The 307-nt window shown below is 46.6% G+C and carries 1 protein-coding gene; it reads right to left on the reverse strand.

From position 1 onward, the window contains the following. Positions 1-75: 75 nt before the first annotated feature. The coding region (locus A3757_RS03325; protein WP_197469710.1) for an orotidine 5'-phosphate decarboxylase / HUMPS family protein at positions 76-307 on the reverse strand (232 nt) is incomplete at its 5' end.

Below are 307 nucleotides of genomic sequence, written 5' to 3' on the forward strand. Positions count from 1 at the left end.
TGTTTCGATTCCGGCCCGGCAAAACTAAGCATAACAGGAACAAAACAGAACAAAGCTATCAAGCTTTTTGAAACCTTACCCAAGCGCCAGCTCCTTGGTTATCTTTGATAAGGCATCCATTGGGTCATCAGCTTGAGTAATTGGCCTACCTATCACCAAATAGTCTGAGCCAGCCTGAACAGCTTCATACGGTGTCATAATCCGCTTCTGATCCCCCACTGAAGCAAATGCAGGCCTTATTCCCGGGGTCACCAACTTAAAGTCAGCCCCTAAGTTAGCCTTTAACTCAGCTACCTCGTGTGAAGAA

It is taken from the genome of Oleiphilus sp. HI0117, assembly GCF_001635235.1.